Annotated in this window: 13 protein-coding genes and 1 pseudogene; 5 read left to right on the top strand and 9 right to left on the bottom strand. The window is 62.2% G+C overall.

Features of this window, described 5'->3' with window-relative positions:
• Positions 1-27: 27 nt before the first annotated feature.
• On the bottom strand, positions 28-921 hold the full coding sequence (gene serB / locus ACQB61_RS04780; RefSeq protein WP_430511705.1) for a phosphoserine phosphatase SerB: 894 nt from the start codon (positions 919-921) through the stop codon (positions 28-30).
• 37 nt (positions 922-958) lie between these two features.
• Here serB and miaA point away from each other — a divergent pair, with 37 nt between their 5' ends.
• Together miaA and ACQB61_RS04790 are read left to right on the top strand one after the other, a co-directional pair.
• Positions 959-1888, top strand: coding sequence for a tRNA (adenosine(37)-N6)-dimethylallyltransferase MiaA (gene miaA, locus ACQB61_RS04785; RefSeq protein ID WP_430514297.1), 930 nt, complete (start codon positions 959-961; stop codon positions 1886-1888).
• A gap of 123 nt (positions 1889-2011) precedes the next feature.
• The gene (locus ACQB61_RS04790) at positions 2012-2560 is read left to right on the top strand and encodes a GNAT family N-acetyltransferase (protein WP_430511706.1); all 549 of its coding nucleotides are present in this window, start codon (positions 2012-2014) and stop codon (positions 2558-2560) included.
• A gap of 4 nt (positions 2561-2564) precedes the next feature.
• Here the strand turns inward: ACQB61_RS04790 and ACQB61_RS04795 are convergent, their stop codons facing one another.
• The 5 genes from ACQB61_RS04795 to ACQB61_RS04815 all read right to left on the bottom strand — a co-directional run bounded on the left by ACQB61_RS04795 (position 2565) and on the right by ACQB61_RS04815 (position 8210).
• Complete coding sequence (locus ACQB61_RS04795; RefSeq protein WP_430511707.1) at positions 2565-2909, bottom strand: antibiotic biosynthesis monooxygenase family protein; 345 nt, start codon at positions 2907-2909, stop codon at positions 2565-2567.
• Positions 2910-3077: 168 nt separating this feature from the next.
• Complete coding sequence (locus tag ACQB61_RS04800) at positions 3078-4634, bottom strand: 2-isopropylmalate synthase (RefSeq protein WP_430511708.1); 1557 nt, start codon at positions 4632-4634, stop codon at positions 3078-3080.
• 349 nt (positions 4635-4983) lie between these two features.
• Positions 4984-5895, bottom strand: coding sequence for a PhzF family phenazine biosynthesis protein (locus ACQB61_RS04805; protein ID WP_430511709.1), 912 nt, complete (start codon positions 5893-5895; stop codon positions 4984-4986).
• Between the two features lie 122 nt (positions 5896-6017).
• Positions 6018-7178 carry a GNAT family N-acetyltransferase gene (locus ACQB61_RS04810; protein WP_430511710.1) on the bottom strand — a complete coding sequence of 387 codons (1161 nt, stop codon included), beginning with the start codon at positions 7176-7178 and terminating at the stop codon, positions 6018-6020.
• A gap of 126 nt (positions 7179-7304) precedes the next feature.
• Positions 7305-8210 carry a pirin family protein gene (locus tag ACQB61_RS04815; protein WP_430511711.1) on the bottom strand — a complete coding sequence of 302 codons (906 nt, stop codon included), beginning with the start codon at positions 8208-8210 and terminating at the stop codon, positions 7305-7307.
• Positions 8211-8426: 216 nt separating this feature from the next.
• Between ACQB61_RS04815 and ACQB61_RS04820 the strand changes: the two are divergent.
• The 3 genes and pseudogenes from ACQB61_RS04820 to ACQB61_RS04830 all read left to right on the top strand — a co-directional run bounded on the left by ACQB61_RS04820 (position 8427) and on the right by ACQB61_RS04830 (position 11098).
• Positions 8427-9354 (top strand): annotated as a pseudogene (locus ACQB61_RS04820) (ABC transporter ATP-binding protein).
• Positions 9351-10112 (top strand): ABC transporter permease, encoded by a 762-nt coding sequence (locus ACQB61_RS04825; protein ID WP_430511712.1) that lies wholly within the window; start codon positions 9351-9353, stop codon positions 10110-10112. Before ACQB61_RS04820 ends, ACQB61_RS04825 begins: the two are co-directional and overlap by 4 nt.
• Positions 10113-10381: 269 nt before the next feature.
• Entirely contained in the window at positions 10382-11098 is a 717-nt protein-coding gene (locus tag ACQB61_RS04830) for a D-alanyl-D-alanine carboxypeptidase family protein (RefSeq protein ID WP_430514298.1), read from the top strand.
• A 182-nt stretch (positions 11099-11280) separates the two neighbouring features.
• On the opposite strand, the gene ilvC is transcribed toward ACQB61_RS04830, so the two are convergent.
• The 3 genes from ilvC to ACQB61_RS04845 form a co-directional block, all read right to left on the bottom strand.
• Positions 11281-12300 (bottom strand): ketol-acid reductoisomerase, encoded by a 1020-nt coding sequence (gene ilvC, locus ACQB61_RS04835; protein WP_430511713.1) that lies wholly within the window; start codon positions 12298-12300, stop codon positions 11281-11283.
• Between the two features lie 77 nt (positions 12301-12377).
• Positions 12378-13019, bottom strand: a complete 642-nt coding sequence (locus ACQB61_RS04840) for a TetR/AcrR family transcriptional regulator (protein ID WP_430511714.1) — start codon at positions 13017-13019, stop codon at positions 12378-12380.
• A 136-nt stretch (positions 13020-13155) separates the two neighbouring features.
• Positions 13156-15075: a potassium transporter Kup gene (locus tag ACQB61_RS04845; protein WP_430511715.1), complete on the bottom strand. Its 1920-nt coding sequence runs from the start codon at positions 15073-15075 to the stop codon at positions 13156-13158.
• Positions 15076-15219: the final 144 nt, after the last annotated feature.

Here is a 15219-nt window from a genome sequence, read left to right on the forward strand (position 1 = left end):
GCAGGGCGCGGCTGGGAAGCAGACATCTCAGGCGGCGAAGTCCTGCAGCCGGTAACCCTGAAGAAACAGGAGCGCCGTCAGGTCACCGTGATCAACGCGCATGTCGGCTTCGGCGGCCACCTTGGGTTTGGCATGATAGGCAACGCCCACACCAGCGCGGGCGATCATGGCCAGGTCATTGGCACCGTCACCCACGGCCATGGACTCGTCGAAGGGAATGCCCTTCTCCGCCACCAGTTGTTCCAGACGCTCGCGCTTGGCTTCGCGGCCAAGGATCGGCTCGCGCACGGTGCCGGACAGCTTGCCGTCCGCATGCTCCAGAATGTTGGCGCGGTTCTCGTCAAAGCCGATGCGTTCCGCCACCGGGCCGGTGAACAGCGTGAAACCACCTGAGACCAGCGCGCAATAGGCGTCATTGGCCTTCATCGTGCGCACCAGAGAGATGGCTCCAGGCATCAGCGTGATGCGCTTGTCGAGCACATCTGCAACTGCTGAGACCGGCAGGCCCTTGAGCAGGCCGACGCGCTCGCGCAGGGCGGGCTCAAACTCGATTTCGCCGCGCATGGCGCGCTCGGTGATGGCGGCAATATGGTCCTTAAGGCCCAGTTCCGCCGCTAGCTCGTCGATGCACTCCTGCCCGATCATGGTGGAATCCATATCCGCGATCAGCAGCCGCTTGCGCCGGCCTTCGACAGGCTGCACAAAGACGTCAACCGGGCGTGTGCCAACAAGCGCACGCAGCTTGGCATCAATCTCGCGGGCAGGCAAATCAAGCCCTACGGAGAGATCTGCGGCAACGCCGGGAGCAAGAAGAGCGGGAGCGACGGCGCTGTTCAGCAGGCGGGCGGCTTCGGCCAGAAATGTATCATCAAGGGCCGGGGAAGCCGGATTGGAAACGAGCGTGGCAACCAGAGACGGCATCGGTGAACCTCTTGAAAGGGCAGAAGACCGGAGCAACATGGCCGGAACAGCGAAAACTGCGATCCTGATAGCCGGGCCGACGGCCAGCGGCAAGTCGGCATTGGCCATTGAACTGGCACGTGCCGCAAATGGTGTGGTGATCAATGCCGATTCCATGCAGCTTTACCGCGAGCTGAGGCTGGTGACGGCCCGGCCTTCCAGCGAAGAAGAGGCACTGGTGCCGCACCGGCTTTACGGTTGCCTTCCTGCGAGCGAAGCCTTTTCGACCGGGGCCTATCTCGAACTGGTGCGCGGAGCGATCGAGGCTGTCCGGGCAGACGGCAAGCTGCCGGTGCTGGTGGGCGGCACGGGGCTTTATTTCCGGGCGCTGACGCAGGGGTTTGCCGAGGTGCCATCGATTCCCGCGCCCATTCGGGAGCATTGCCGGGTTTTGGCGGCTGATGGGGGCATTGCTGCTGTGCGGGCAGAGCTTGCACCTCTGGATGCCGAAGCGGCTGAGCGATTGATGGATCTGCAGCGCCTGACGAGAGCGCTGGAGGTGGCGCTGGGCACCGGCCGGACGCTGGCAGACTGGCAGGCCGAAGCGCACGGTGCGCCGCTGCTGGGGCCAGAAGGGCTGGTGAAAGTGGTTCTCGCTCCGCCGCGTCCCTGGCTGCATGCACGCATTGCGCTGCGGGCCGAACTTATGCTGGCACCGGAAGGCCTCGCCGAGGTAGAGGCCTTGCTGGCGCTGGGGCTGCCGGACACGCTGCCAGCCATGCGGGCCATCGGCATTGCCGAGATTGGTGCGCTGCTGCGCGGGGAATGCAGCCGGGACGAGGCCCATTTCGCCCTGACCGTGGCCACCCGCCAATATGCGAAGCGGCAGGAGACCTTTTTCCGCGGACAACTCGCCAATTGGCCACGGCGCGACCCTCAAGGGCAGGGGGTGGATATGCTGCTGCGGGAAATTATTAATGATTTCTGATGGTTATAAAGAAGATTGCAAACTGTCGCCGGATTGTCGTCAAACAGCCCTTTAAAGTGCACATTCGCTCTCTATCTCCTCGTCCCGTCAAAAATAACGATGAGGACGAAGGGAGAATGCGCGATGCAGGATACCGTACTGGCGACCAGCCGTTTACGCCTCGTACCCTTCATGCCGGACGATCTGGATGAGCTGAAGACGCTTCATGCAGATCCGGAAGTGAACGCTCATCTCGACATAAGCCGGCGCTTTGCAGAGCGTGTGCCGGACGATATCTGGCTGGCGAGCCGGCTGGTTGATTACGTCACCAGCCATGCGTTGCAGGGATTCGGCATGTGGAAGGTTCTGGCCAAGGACGGCACCTTCATTGGCAGGGCCGGGTTCGAGCCACATGAACCGACCTCCGAAATCAGCATGGAGATTGTCATCGGCCGAGCTCACTGGGGGCAGGGGCTCGCCAGTGAACTTGCTCCGGCGCTGGTGAACTGGTTCTTTCTCAACACCTACTACAGCCATCTGATCTGCCTCGTTGCTCGCGGCAATGCGGCTGCACGCAAGGTGCTGCACCGGGCTGGCCTCGGCTGGCGGGAGACCCGCTGGTCCTCAGGGCGGCCCTGCGATGCCTACCAGATCCTCAATCCATCTCTGCGGCGGCTGGTGGCGACCGGATGAAGCATCAGCCGTGCAGGGCGCGGCTGTCTTCCGGGGCCTCGGACCGCTCCTCAAGGCCGTAATCGCGGATGACGGCGGCAACGCGCAGGCGGTATCCCGCGAACATGCGGGTCCGTCCCGCCGTCTGCGCTGCTCGGTGCCGGGCAAGACTGCGCCATTCGGCAAGGGCTTCCTCATCACGCCAGAAGGACAGGGAAACGAACTTGCCCGGCGTGGTGACGCTTTCAAAGCGCTCCACCGAGATGAAGCCGTCGATCTTTGACAGTTCGCTTTTCAGAGAGCCTGCAAGATCGAAGTAGGCGGAGACATGCTCCGCATGCGGTTCGACTTCAAAGATCACGGCAATCATGGCTGGCTCCTCCGGGCTGGCAGATTTGAGCCGCAGCATGGCACGCTTTGCTTCTGGATCAAGGCCGCCAGCAGGCACAGCAGTTTTTCCCTGTTGCAGAGCATCAAATGGAAAACCCGGCGCCGCTGGTGCAGCACCGGGTTTTCAGAAAGTCAGGCTTGCGCTGGATCAGCTGGCCTTGAGCGCGCCCGGATTGGTGGACTGCTGGCGCAGGTTCAGGCGGTTCATCGCCGCCACATAGGCGCGGGCAGAGGCCACCAGCGTGTCGGTGTCAGCACCCTTGCCGGTGGCGATGCGGCCATTGGCTTCGAGGCGGACGGAGACTTCCGCCTGCGCATCCGTGCCCTCGGTCACCGCATGCACCTGATAGAGCGACAGGGTGGCGTTGTGCGGGCAGATGGCGCGGATGGCCTTGAAGGTCGCGTCCACCGGACCGTCGCCCGTGGCTTCCTTCGTTTCATGGCGGCCATCGATGTCCATGGTGAGAATTGCCTTCTGCGGACCGCCGGTTCCGGCAATCACGGTCAGCGCAATCACCTTGGCGCCTTCGCCGGAGGTGGAGATTTCATCCTCGACCAAGGCCTCGATATCCTCGTCGTAGACGTTCTTCTTGCGGTCGGCGAGATCCTTGAAGCGGCGGAAAGCCTCCTGCAGGGCGTTGTCGCCAAGCTCGTAGCCGAGTTCCTTCAGCTTGTCCTTGAAGGCATGGCGGCCGGAATGCTTGCCCATGACGAGCGAGGTGGCCTTCACGCCAACATCCTCGGGGCGCATGATCTCGTAGGTCTCGGCATTCTTGAGCATGCCATCCTGATGGATGCCGCTCTCATGTGCGAAGGCGTTCTTGCCGACGATGGCCTTGTTGTACTGCACGGGGAAGTTCGAAACGGCCGACACCAGCTTGGAAGCGCGGGTGAGGAACTTCGGTTCGACGTTGCAGCCATAGGGATAGATGTCGGAGCGGGTGCGGATCGCCATGACGATTTCTTCCAGCGCCGCATTGCCTGCGCGCTCGCCGAGGCCGTTGATGGTGCACTCGATCTGGCGGGCACCGCCAGCCACACCGGCCAGCGAGTTTGCAACAGCGAGGCCAAGGTCATTGTGGCAATGCACCGAGAAGATGGCCTTGTCCGCGTTCGGCACGCGATTGCGGATCTGGGCGAACATGTCGCGGTATTCGTCCGGCGTCGAATAGCCAACCGTATCGGGCAGGTTGATCGTGGTGGCACCGGCCTTGATGGCGGCTTCCACCGTGCGGCAGAGATATTCGATCGGCGTGCGGGTGGCATCCATGGCCGACCATTCCACGTCGTCGATGAGGTTGCGGGCGCGGGTCACCGTGTCGGTGATGATGGCCAGCACTTCGTCCTCGGTCTTGTTCATCTGGTATTTCAGATGGATCGGCGAGGTGGAGACGAAGGTGTGGATACGGCCGCGCTCGGCAAAGCGCACCGCCTCACCGCAGCGGTCGATGTCGGCGTGGATGGCGCGGGCAAGACCGGCGATGACGGAGCGCTTGGAGCGCTTGGCGATCTCGCGCACGGACTCGAAGTCACCGTTGGAGGCAATCGGGAAACCGGCTTCGATAATGTCGACGCCCATGTCGTCGAGCAGTTCGGCCACCTGGAGCTTTTCTTCCAGCGTCATGGACGCGCCGGGCGACTGTTCGCCATCGCGCAAGGTGGTATCGAAGATGAGGACCTGGTCCTTGGAGCCGGTGGTGGTCATGGGTGTTCCTTCCCTTGGTGTCTCCCGCCAGCCCTGATGTCATACCCTTGGTAGCGGGGTCTCGGACGGGAGCGATCAGACGTAATCGGGTGAGTTCGCTATCCCCTGAGAGCCCGCCCGCGCATGGGGCAGCCGACGCTCAGGGGCATCTAAGCAGAAGCAGCTTGCCAAGCAGAAGGGCGCGCGCGGAAAGGCCGCCACGCAGAAGCGCGGTGGTCTTGGAGCCAGTCATGTCGCAAATGGCGATCATGAAATTCAGGGCCTTTCCCGTGCCGGCAGGGCGCCGGACATGCGTTAATTGCGAAATTGTGTAGCGGATGGGTGAGCTGCGCGCAAGAGGGAGTTCCCCTCAAACGAAAAGCTCGCCCCTTGCAACCAGAACGGCTTGCCCGCCGATGCGCACGGCATGCAGCTTGCGTGCGGCAATGTCGATCTCCAGATCAATCAGCGACGGGCGGCCCATGAAGAAGCCCTGCTCGATGCGGATGAAATGGGTGCCGTTCGGAAGGGCGTCATAGAACTGCACGACACCGGCGAAGGCAGCCGCTGCCGAGCCTGTTGCCGGATCTTCCGGCACGCCCATGCCAGGCGCAAACATGCGGGCGTGGAAGGCGCTTTCGTTGGAACGCGTTTCCCGGCAGTAGACATAGGCATTGTTGTGGTCGTCATGACCAAAGGCGGCGGTCCAGCGGCTCTGGTCTGGCTTGGCGCGGGCGAGGGCGTCCAGATCGCGCACCGGCACATACGTATAGGCAGGGCCAACCTTGAAGCGGCTGGGGGTGTGATTCTCAAAGCCGATCTCGGACACGTCCAGCGACAGGGCGGCTGCGATCAGTTCCGGGTTGACCGTCGGGCCGGCTGGTTCCGGCAGTTTCGGCACGTCGAATTCGGCAAAGGCGGCCGCATTCTCGCGCAGGATGACGGCGCAGCGCACGGGCCCGATCTTTTCCTTCAGCACGACCACCGCATCCTGCTCGCCCTTCACTTCGCCGAAGCGCTCGATCGCCAGAAGGACAGCGGTTCCGACAGTCGGGTGCCCGGCAAAGGGCAGTTCGGATTCGGGCGTGAAGATGCGGATGGAAGCGGACTGGCCCGGATTTTCCGGCGGGAAGACGAAGACGGTTTCGGACAGATTGAACTCGCGGGCAATCACCTGCATCTGCGCGGTTTCGAGGCCTTCGGAGTCCAGAACCACGGCCAGCGGATTTCCGGCCAGCGCCTTGTTCGTGAACACATCAAGCACAGCGTAACGGCGTCCCATCAGCAATGTCTCCTGCAAGTTCTCCCAGCGCTTCGGGCTGGTTCAAGATGAGGCCGGACTTTTGCATGGTTTCCATGGCTTCGCCAGCCCGGCTTTTTCATCTTTGGTGAACGCCTGATTCACTATTCGGGCAAAAGGCTGCGGGCAATCGCCCTTGCGTAGCCCGGCGAGGGATGTGCTTTCAAGTCGTCCGCGTGGCGCAGAATGACGACGTCCTCGAGTTCTTCCTCGGGGTCCGTAGCCGCATGGGCAAGCATCCGTTCGCGCAGTTCTTCGGCCGTTGCGTCAAAGGTAAGCTCCTGGCCGATGCATATGCGCTGGCCGTCGAACAGGGCGAAGAGCGTGCCTTTCTGTGCCGTGTTTATGTCCAGCCCCGCTTCCTCGAACAGTTCCCGGGCGATGGAGCCTTCCACATCGACGGTGCCGTCAGACCTGAGGTCGCTTAAGTCGAGATTGCCGGCCGGTGGATAGCAGGCGCCGTGATTGGCGGTCTTCGGTCCCATGACCCCGTAGAGAAGCGCGCCGTCGCTGCTGCGCACGATGGCTGAACCGAAGAGGTTGTAGGCCGCCCGGTCCGGCGCACCCCAGTCACGCCAGGCCAGGAAGGAGGCGTAATTCACCTCCGCGCAGCGGGCGGTGAGATGGCCCCGTTCGTGCTGCACATGCAGCGTGTGCAGCTTGCGCCCGTTCCACAGGCTCGGATTTGCGCTGTTGAGATCCTGCCAGTGCGCGGCGATGGCTTTGGCTTCGCGTGTCTCGAATGTCCAGCCTTGAGAGCGCGACAGATGCATGGAGATGCCTTCGAGCGGCAGAAACTCCGGCTCGAAGGTGCGCTCCATCATTGGAATGGGGTGATCCGGGGCCATGGCGGAGGCGCGCTCGCTCAAGGTCCTGTAGCCAAGATGACGGTAGAAGGGGGCAGCGTGCGGGTCGCTTTCCAGCAGGATACGGTAGATTTCCTGATCGCGGCACAGATCCTCGATGGCCGATAGAAGCAGGCGGCCAAGGCCTTGTCCCTGATGCTCCGGCGCAACGAACAGGAAGCCGAGATAGAAGTGGTCCTGCCGCGTTTCCCCGCCCGCAAAGGCGGCCATGCGTCCCTCGCGCTCCGCGACGACGAGAAGCTGAGAAGTGATCGTTGCCGGAGATATGCGCTGTTCGGCGCGGAAGGCATCCATCACCGCCGCTGGATAGCCCCAGGAGGCCTTGGCCCGGTGCAGGATCTGCGTCATCTCCGGAGCGTCGGACAATCGGGCGCGGCGCAGGCTGAGGCTTGGAAACATTGGAGAAATCCACGGATGAAAACAACAAAAGGGCACACTATGGCTAGCGTGCCCTTCTATGCCCTGCAAGTGCTGGCTTTGTTTCATCCCTGAGCATCAGCCCGGGATTATGGACTGAGCCTGCCGTTACGGCTTGATGAATGTGCCGTTGCGCAGTTCCGTCACCGCCTGAATCAGTTCCTCGCGGGTGTTCATGACGATTGGGCCGTGCCAGGCGATTGGCTCGCGGATCGGCGCACCGGAGACGAGCAGGAAGCGCATGCCTTCCTCGCCTGCCTGCACCACCACCTCGTCGCCAGCGCCAAAGACCACCAGCGTGCGGTTGCCGGTCTCGTCGCGGATGTAGATTTCCTCGTTGTCGAGTTCCTTCTCCGTCAGCACGCCGAAGGGCTTGGAGGCATCGGCGAAGCGGCCTGCACCTTCAAAGATGTAGGCGAAGGCCTGACGGCGGGTGTCGACCGGCAGGCGTTTGGCGCGGCCCGGCGGAATGGTGATGTCGAGATACTGCGGATCGGCAGCAATGCCGTCCACCGGTCCCCGCTTGCCCCAGAACTCGCCGCAGACGACACGCACGATGGTGCCGTCGTCATCCTGAATGACCGGGATGTCCTTGGATTCAACGTCCTGATAGCGCGGCGCCGTCATCTTCAGGTTTGAGGGCAGATTTGCCCAGAGCTGAAAGCCGTGCATGCGGCCCTTGGCGTCACCTTTCGGCATTTCCTGATGCATGATGCCGCGTCCGGCGGTCATCCACTGCACGTCGCCAGCGCCCAGCGTGCCGGTGTTGCCGAGGCTGTCGCCATGGTCGACGGTACCGGCCAGAACGTAGGTGATGGTCTCGATGCCGCGATGCGGATGCCAGGGGAAGCCAGCGAGATAATCACGCGGGTTTTCATTGCGGAAGTCGTCCATCATCAGGAACGGATCGGTGAGTTCCGGATCCTGAAAGCCGAAAACGCGGTGCAGATGAACGCCAGCGCCTTCCAGCGCGGGGGTGGTGCCAGAGATCTGGCGGACGGGACGGATGGACATGGCAGCCTCCGGGTATCTTGTGAAGTTGCCTTGAAGATAGGCCTCCCCGGGGCAGGGGCCAAGGGCGCGTATCCATACACAGTGTTCAGCCTGGGTGAACGGCGCTGTGAACGGTGAAGTGCTGCAAATTGCGGCAAAGGGGTTTAAAGATGAGCGCAAAGCACTCATATCCTGCGTCATCCCGCCACAGCCATTCCCTCCTGCACGGACCCCGCCATGCAACCGGCCATTTCCATCGAAGCCCTTTCCAAGGTCTATGACAGCGGCTTTCAGGCGCTGAAGTCAGTCGATCTGTCCATCGGAAGGGGAGAACTCTTTGCGCTGCTTGGGCCCAATGGCGCAGGCAAAACCACGCTGATCTCCATCATCTGCGGCCTCGTGCGCGCCTCTTCTGGCCGTGTGCTGGTCAACGGGCACGATACGGTCAGCGACTACCGCGCTGCCCGCCGCCTGATCGGGCTGGTGCCGCAGGAACTGACGACCGAGTCCTTCGAAACGGTCTGGGCGACGGTCAGCTTCAGCCGCGGACTTTTTGGCCTGCCGAAGAACCCGGCCCATATCGAGAAGGTGCTGAAGGATCTTTCGCTGTGGGACAAGAAGGATTCCCGCATCATGACGCTTTCGGGCGGCATGAAGCGGCGTGTGCTCATTGCCAAGGCGCTGGCGCATGAGCCGCAAGTGCTTTTCCTCGATGAGCCGACCGCAGGCGTTGACGTGGAACTGCGCCGCGACATGTGGCAGGTGGTGCGGCGGCTGAAGGAGTCCGGCGTCACCATCATCCTCACGACCCACTACATCGAGGAAGCCGAGGAGATGGCCGACCGGGTGGGGGTGATCAGCAAGGGCGAGATCATTCTCGTGGAAGAGAAAAACGCCCTGATGAGCAAACTCGGCAAGAAGCAGTTGCGTTTGCAGCTGAACGAGCCGCTGGCAGCCATCCCGGAAAGCCTCTCCGCCCATGATCTGGCGCTGGAGGAGGAGGGCAGGGAACTGGTCTACACCTACGACACCCAGGGTGAACGGACCGGCATCACCAGCCTGATGAATGACCTGCGTGAGGCCGGCATTACCTTCCGTGACCTGCAGACCCGGCAGGATTCTGCTTGAAAAGATCTTCGTCAATCTGGTGAGGCAGTCCCAATGAACCTTCGTGCTATTCAGGCGATCTACGTGTTCGAGATGGCCCGCACCCTGCGGACTCTCTTCCAGAGCATCGTCTCGCCGGTGATCTCAACGTCGCTCTATTTCGTTGTCTTCGGCGCCGCCATCGGGTCGCGCATTCAGGAGGTGGACGGCATCAGCTACGGTGCCTTCATCGTGCCGGGGCTGACGATGCTGTCGCTGCTGACGCAGAGCATTTCCAACGCCTCTTTCGGCATCTTCTTCCCGCGCTTCACCGGTACGGTGTTCGAGGTCCTGTCGGCACCCGTTTCCTATCTGGAGATTGTCATCGGTTATGTGGGGGCGGCGGCAACCAAGGCCATGCTGGTGGGGGCAATCATCCTCATCACGGCCAGCCTTTTCGTCGACATGCACATCCAGCATCCGTTCTGGATGGCGCTGTTCTTTGTGCTGACGTCTGTCACATTCGCGCTGCTCGGCTTCATCATCGGCATCTGGGCGCGCAATTTCGAGCAGTTGCAGTTCGTGCCTTTGCTGATCGTCACACCGCTCGCGTTCCTCGGTGGCAGCTTCTACTCGATCCGCATGCTGCCCGAATTCTGGCAGACAGTGACCATGTTCAATCCGGTCGTCTATCTTATCTCCGGCTTCCGCTGGAGTTTCTACGGACAGGCGGACGTGGGGGTGGAACTGTCACTGGTGATGACGCTTTTGTTCCTCGTGCTTTGCCTTGGGGTGATTGCGTGGATCTTCAGGACCGGCTATCGCCTCAAGTCATGATCCGGCTGACCAGTTGAGAGAGTGCCTGGCGTGACTGCATCCTTTTCCCATTCGACGGCGGCCTTGCGCGTTTTGCGCGCCGGGCTGGCTGGCCTTGCTATCCTTACGCTGGCTGCGTGCCAGAGTGCCCAGCAGGCCTCGCGCCCGCCAGCCATGGCAGCTGTTGCTGCTGTGCCTGCGGTTCAGGCTGCGGCGGCTCCTGCTCCACTGGCCGTATCTCCGCCCCGGCGAAGGCGGAAGTCCGTGGCAAGTCGGTGCTGGTGGTGGATATGGCAACGGGTCAGGAGCTGGACAGCTTCAATGCCGATGCGCCGCGCTATCCGGCTTCGCTGACCAAGATGATGACGCTGTACCTGCTTTTCGAGGCGATCGACCGGGGTGAAATCTCTCTGGACAGTCAGCTTCCCGTGTCCGCCCGTGCTGCATCCCGCCCGCCCGCAAAGCTGGGCGTTGGCGCTGGCGGCTCGCTGCGGGTGGAAGAGGCGGTTCAGGCGCTGGCGATCCGCTCGGCCAATGACATGGCAGTGGCGGTCGCCGAACAGCTTGCAGGCAGCGAGGATGCCTTTGCCGCAGAGATGACCCGCAAGGCACTGCAGCTTGGCATGACCCGAACCCGCTTCGTCAATGCCTCCGGCTTGCCGGACACCCGGCAGGTGACCACGGCACGCGATATGGCAACGCTAGGCCAGGCACTGCGCCGGCGCTTCCCGCAGCACATGCATTACTTCAGCGAGCCGTCGTTCCAGTTCCGCGGCCGTACGATCGAGGCAACCAACAACCTGCTTGGCAAGGTGCCCGGCGTTGATGGCCTGAAGACCGGCCACATCGATATGTCGGGCTATAATCTGGTCGCCACCGGCAGCCGCAACGGCCGCCAGCTGATGGTTGTCGTCATCGGCGGTGCAACAGAATCGGCCCGGGACAGGGAAGTGACTGCTCTGTTCGAGCGGTACTTTGCATCTGACACTGCCAGCCTGATGAACTGATCTCTGCTGGCTGTCTTGACGCATGCAAAGCAAATGGGCCCGTCAATGACGGGCCCATTATTTTGTTTGTTAAAGCCTGAATTCAGGATCAGTTGCGGGTCTTGTCGACCAGCTTGTTCTTGCCGATCACCGGCGCGGGCTATGCCCGCACCAGTTTTCAAACGTGGATCGGTAAGCCGGGATCAGTTGCGGGTCTTGTCGACCAGCTTGTTCTTGCCGATCCACGGCATCATGCCGCGCAGCTTGGTGCCAACTTCCTCAATCGGGTGAGCGTCGTTCAGGCGGCGGGTTGCCTTGAACTTGGCGGCGCCTGCACGGTACTCCTGCATCCAGTCGGACGTGAACTTGCCGGTCTGGATGTCGGAGAGGACGCGCTTCATCTCGGCCTTCGTTTCCGGCGTGATGATGCGCGGGCCGGTGACGTACTCGCCCCACTCGGCGGTGTTCGAGATGGAGTAGTTCATGTTGGCAATGCCGCCCTCATAGATGAGGTCGACGATGAGCTTCACTTCGTGCAGGCACTCGAAATAGGCCATTTCCGGAGCGTAGCCAGCTTCCACAAGGGTCTCGAAACCGGCGCGGATCAGCTCGACGAGGCCGCCGCACAGAACAGCCTGCTCGCCGAACAGGTCGGTTTCGCACTCTTCCTTGAAGGTGGTTTCGATGATGCCCGAGCGGCCGCCGCCAACGCCACAGGCGTAGGACAGGCCGAGGTCAAGGGCGTTGCCCGAAGCGTTCTGGTGAACGGCCACGAGGCACGGCACGCCGCCGCCCTTCTCGTATTCGCCGCGCACGGTGTGGCCGGGGCCCTTCGGAGCGACCATGAGCACGTCAACGGTGGACTTCGGCTCGATCAGGCCGAAGTGGACATTGAGGCCATGAGCGAAGGCAATTGCCGCGCCGTCACGGATGTTGGCTTCGATGTGGTCCTTGTAGATGTCGGCCTGCAGCTCGTCCGGCGTTGCCATCATCATCAGGTCGGCCCAGGCGGCAGCTTCTGCCACGCTCATGACCTTGAGGCCGTCAGCCTCAACCTTCTTGGCGGTGGTGGAGCCGGGGCGCAGGGCAACGACGATGTCCTTGCAGCCGCTGTCCTTCAGGTTCAGCGCATGGGCGCGGCCCTGCGAGCCGTAACCGATGATGGCGACCTTCTTGGACTTGATCAGGTTCAGATCGGCATCGCGATCGTAATAAACACGCATGGGTCTTCCTTTCTCCCGTTTATCTCTGCCGCAGGCGGTAATCCGCTGCGGCGCTTTGCTTTCTCCAGCTGGCAGCTTCAGGCGCTGAACAGCCGGTAGAACCTGTCCACGGCCAAAGCGGCCTGTGCCTCGATGTCTTTTTCGCGCGGCCGCAGCGTATCGCCCAGCATCTGGCGGATATGCTGGTCGCGCAGCGCAAGGCCGTAGAGCACCTGGTAGGCCTCTTCGGCGTCATCGAACTTGACAAAGCCCCTGAACCGGCCTGCCTCAAGCAGGCTGCGGGCGCGGGCCGAAATGGTGTATTTGCCCTTGAGAAGCAACAGGCGTCCCAAACGGGAATCGTCCCGGTTGGACTGGCCGATGGCCAGGCGGTTCAGCGCCAGCGACGTCTCGCCGGAGAGAACCTCCAGCAACTCGCGCACGAAACCGGTGAGATGGGCCTTGAACGTGGTGGCATCGGTGGCGGCCGCCTCTGAGGCAAAGTGAACCTTGCTGGCCTGATAGGCGACGACAGCCGCAAGCAGCCCATCCCGGTCGCCGAACCACTTGTAGAGGCTTTCCTTGGAGCAATTGGCGCTGCGTGCAAGGCCCGCGGTCGTCAGGGCCTTTTCGCCGCCTTCGACCAGCAGCTTCAGCGCGCACTCCAGCACGGCCTGCTGGCGCGGGGAAAAGGCGGTTGCCTCATCCGGCAAGCTGTCGTGAAGGTCTGCACTGGCCAAGGAACCACTCCGGAATTTCTGTACCGTACCGTACGGTTCATGGTTCTAGGCGAGGCTGCATGTGCCGTCAAGAGGGGAAGACGGGGAGGGGATTGGAAAGTAGGCGGACCGCTCCCCGCCCGCCCCGTTCTCAGGGTCAGATTACCACCTGCGTGCCGATTTCCACCACACGGCCTGTGGGCAGGCGGAAAAAGTTGGTGGTGTCGGCGGCGTTGCGGGCCAGCTGAATGAAGATCCGCTTCGTCAGGCTGGTGAGGGGCGGTGCCGCGGCGGGAATGAGCGTGCGCCGTGACAGGAAGAAGGACGTCGACATGATGTCGAACTTGATGCCCTGCTTCCGGCAGGCCTTGAGCGCGCCGGGAATGTTGGGGTCTTCCATATAGCCGAAGTTGACGGTCAGCAGCGTGAAGTCGCCGTTCAGCGGTGTGATTTCCACCCGGTCGTCTTCCTCGACATGCGGTACAGGCAAGGTCTTCACCGTCATGATCAGGTTCTGCTGGTGCAGCACCTTGTAGTGCTTGAGGCTATGCAGCAGCGATGTCGGTGCGCTTTCCTGGTCACCGGTCATAAAGATGGCTGTTCCCGGCACCCGGTGCGGCGGGCTCTTCTCCAGCGAGGCGGCAAGGTCTGCCAGCGGGATCTCCATTCTCCGTGTCTTTTCAAAGAGCTTCCTGCTGCCGCGTGTCCAGATGGTCATTACGACCAGCAGCATCATGGCCATGAAGATCGACACCCAGCCGCCGTCCATGAATTTCAGCATGTTGGCCGTGAGGAATGTGGCATCGATGGCGGCAAAGATCAGCGTGACCAGCAGCACCGTCGGCAGAGGCCAGCGCCAGACACCGCGCATGACGAGGGCCAGAAGCAGGGTGGTGACCAGCATCTGGCCAGAGATGGAGATACCGTAGGCGGCAGCGATAGCATCCGACGAGCCGAAGCCCAGCACCAGCGCAAGAACGCCGGCCAGCAGCAGCCAGTTGACTTGCGGCAGGTAGATCTGGCCCGATTGGGTTTCCGAAGTGTGGATCACCGTCAGACGCGGCAGCAGATGCAGTTGCGCTGCCTGCCGTGCCATGGAGAAGGCGCCGGAGATCACGGCCTGGCTGGCGATGACCGTTGCGACGGTCGCCAGCACCACAAGCGGCGTCTGGCCCCAGGCTGGCATCATCTCGAACAGCGGCTGACTGATGGAGCCGCCGGTTTTCAGCAGATAGGCACCTTGGCCGAGATAGTTGATGACGAGGGCGGGGAACACCAGTGCGAACCAGGTATGAATGATCGGCTTGCGGCCAAAGTGCCCCAGATCGACATAAAGCGCCTCGGCCCCGGTCACGGCGAGAAAGGCCGCACCCGCCACCGCCAGGGCAACGCCTGTGTGTGCCTGCGCAAAGGCGATGGCTTCCAGCGGGTTGAGGGCGCGCAGGACGGCTGGATCATCCATGATATGACCCGCGCCAGCGGCGGCGAGACAGGCGAACCAGAGCAGCATGACCGGGCCAAAGACGGACGATACCCGCCCGGTGCCATAACGCTGGACAGCGAAGAGTGCGATGAGAATACCGGCGGTAATCGGGATAATGTAGTCCTCGACCGCAGGAAGCGTGAGTTCAAAGCCCTCGACGGCGGACAGAACCGAGATGGCGGGCGTGATCACTGCGTCGCCGAAGAAGAGCGCCGCGCCGATGACGCCGAGGGAGACCACGGCAAGGCGCATCCGCCCAGCGGCGGACTGGGCAAGAATGGCCAGCGACAAGGTTCCGCCTTCGCCCTTGTTATCTGCACGCAGCACGATGAGCGCATATTTGAGCGTGACGATGACCGTGAGGGCCCAGACGATGATCGACAGTGAGCCGATGATCTCGGTGCTTGTGGGTGGAACCGTGCCACCACTTGTTGCTGCCCTCAGTGTCTCGCGCAGGGCATATATCGGACTTGTGCCGATGTCGCCATAAACCACCCCGGCCGCGCCCAGCATGAGCATGCCGTGGCTGGATTTTGGGAGATGATCATGAGGAGAATGTGCTTCGCCCTCCAGAGGGCCATCGCTTGGGGTCATTGCTGACACTGCCCCTGCTGTTGTGTCCGCCAGCGGCTGGTGTGTGCCGTCAGGATGAGAGGCACAGCGAAATTTGCCGAACAGGAAACGCAGCGAGGCGCTTCGAGTTCCGGCCGCTGCCATTATTTAGCCCAAAGTTTGTCA

This window comes from Pannonibacter phragmitetus, assembly GCF_050510895.1.
GTDB classification, from domain to species: domain Bacteria; phylum Pseudomonadota; class Alphaproteobacteria; order Rhizobiales; family Stappiaceae; genus Pannonibacter; species Pannonibacter phragmitetus_B.